Below are 1,354 nucleotides of genomic sequence, written 5' to 3'. Positions count from 1 at the left end.
GGTTTGTCGGCAAGGCCCGCGGCATGGCGCGTGAATTCACCAGCGCCATGAATGAGGCTGCGGAGCTGTACCGAGACATGGGCTGCGGTTGGCACGGTTTGGGCCGAGGTCACCGCGCGCAGCGGGTCCGAGCGGTCTGTCGCCGGCATCCCGGTCTCGCGTGTTGGCTATCGCATCGTGGTGCGCGGCGCACCCGAGGGGGCGTCCATGCGCCCAAGCCCGGATCAGCGGTTCTCTGAGGGCCCGCGCCGGTTTGTGATCCGCGCCGTGGCCGAGCGCGACCCGAGCGGCCAGTACCTGACCTGTTTCGCAGACGAAGAGGTGGCGGCATGAGTTACGGCGTTTCAGCTGCTTTGCAGGCGGCGGTGTTTCAACAGCTGTCGGGCGATGGGCAGGTCAGCACGCTGTCGGGCGGCGCGATCTATGACGCGGTTCCGGCGGGGGCGGTACCCCAGACCTATGTGACGCTGGGCCCGGAAGAGGTGCGCGATGCCTCGGACCGGTCGGGCGCGGGGGCAGTGCATCGGTTCACCGTGTCGGTGGTGTCCGAGGCCGCGGGCTTTGGCACGGCCAAGACGCTGGCTGGCGCAGTGTGCGACGCGCTGGAAGGCGCGGCACTAAGCTTGGATCGGGGACGCCTTGTGGGCCTGTGGTTCGAACGCGCCAGCGCCCGGCGCACGGGAACGGGCGGCGCGATCCGCCAGATCGACCTGAGATTCCGCGCCCGCGTGGAAGACGACTAAGCAATCAACGGAGAGAGCATATGGCTGCCCAGAACGGAAAAGACCTGTTGGTCAAAGTGGATATGAACGGCACCGGCCTGTTCGAGACCATCGCGGGCCTGCGCGCCACGCGGATCAGTTTCAATGCGGAAAGCGTGGATGTCACTAGCCTGGAAAGCCAGGGCGGGTGGCGCGAGCTGCTGTCGGGGGCGGGGGTCAAATCGGCCTCGATCTCGGGCTCGGGCGTGTTCAAGGACGCGGGCACCGATGAACGCGCGCGTCAGTTGTTCTTTGATGGTGAGACGCCGGATTTTCAGGTGATCATCCCTGATTTCGGCATCGTTGAAGGCGCGTTTCAGGTGACTGGAATCGAGTACGCGGGTTCGCACAACGGTGAGGCCACCTATGAGATGAGCCTGGCCAGCGCCGGTGCCCTGACCTTCACAGCGCTGTAAGCCGATGGCCAATCCGTGGACGGGTGAGGTGGCTTTGACCATCGATGGGCAGCCTCGGGCACTCAAGCTAACGCTGGGGGCTTTGGCGGAACTGGAACAGGAACTGGGCACCGGGACTTTGGTGGAATTGGTGCAGCGCTTCGAAGGCGGGGCCTATTCCAGCGCTGATGTGCTGGC

Annotated in this window: 4 protein-coding genes; all 4 read left to right on the top strand. The window is 65.5% G+C overall.

The window, feature by feature from the left end:
- The first annotated feature begins 51 nt into the window (after window positions 1-51).
- Window positions 52-333 (top strand): head-tail adaptor protein, encoded by a 282-nt coding sequence (locus ACR0MQ_RS22910; protein ID WP_480611264.1) that lies wholly within the window; start codon window positions 52-54, stop codon window positions 331-333.
- Complete coding sequence (locus ACR0MQ_RS22905) at window positions 330-743, top strand: DUF3168 domain-containing protein (RefSeq protein ID WP_480494835.1); 414 nt, start codon at window positions 330-332, stop codon at window positions 741-743. Before ACR0MQ_RS22910 ends, ACR0MQ_RS22905 begins: the two co-directional genes overlap by 4 nt.
- Window positions 744-763: 20 nt before the next feature.
- Window positions 764-1,177 carry a phage major tail protein, TP901-1 family gene (locus ACR0MQ_RS22900; protein ID WP_480611261.1) on the top strand — a complete coding sequence of 138 codons (414 nt, stop codon included), beginning with the start codon at window positions 764-766 and terminating at the stop codon, window positions 1,175-1,177.
- A gap of 4 nt (window positions 1,178-1,181) precedes the next feature.
- The coding region (locus ACR0MQ_RS22895) for a gene transfer agent family protein (RefSeq protein ID WP_480611266.1) at window positions 1,182-1,354 on the top strand (173 nt) is incomplete at its 3' end.

It is taken from the genome of Ruegeria sp. AN6, assembly GCF_056540425.1.
The sequence above is the reverse complement of the archived record's forward strand: the minus strand, read 5'-3'. Positions and strand labels throughout refer to the sequence as shown.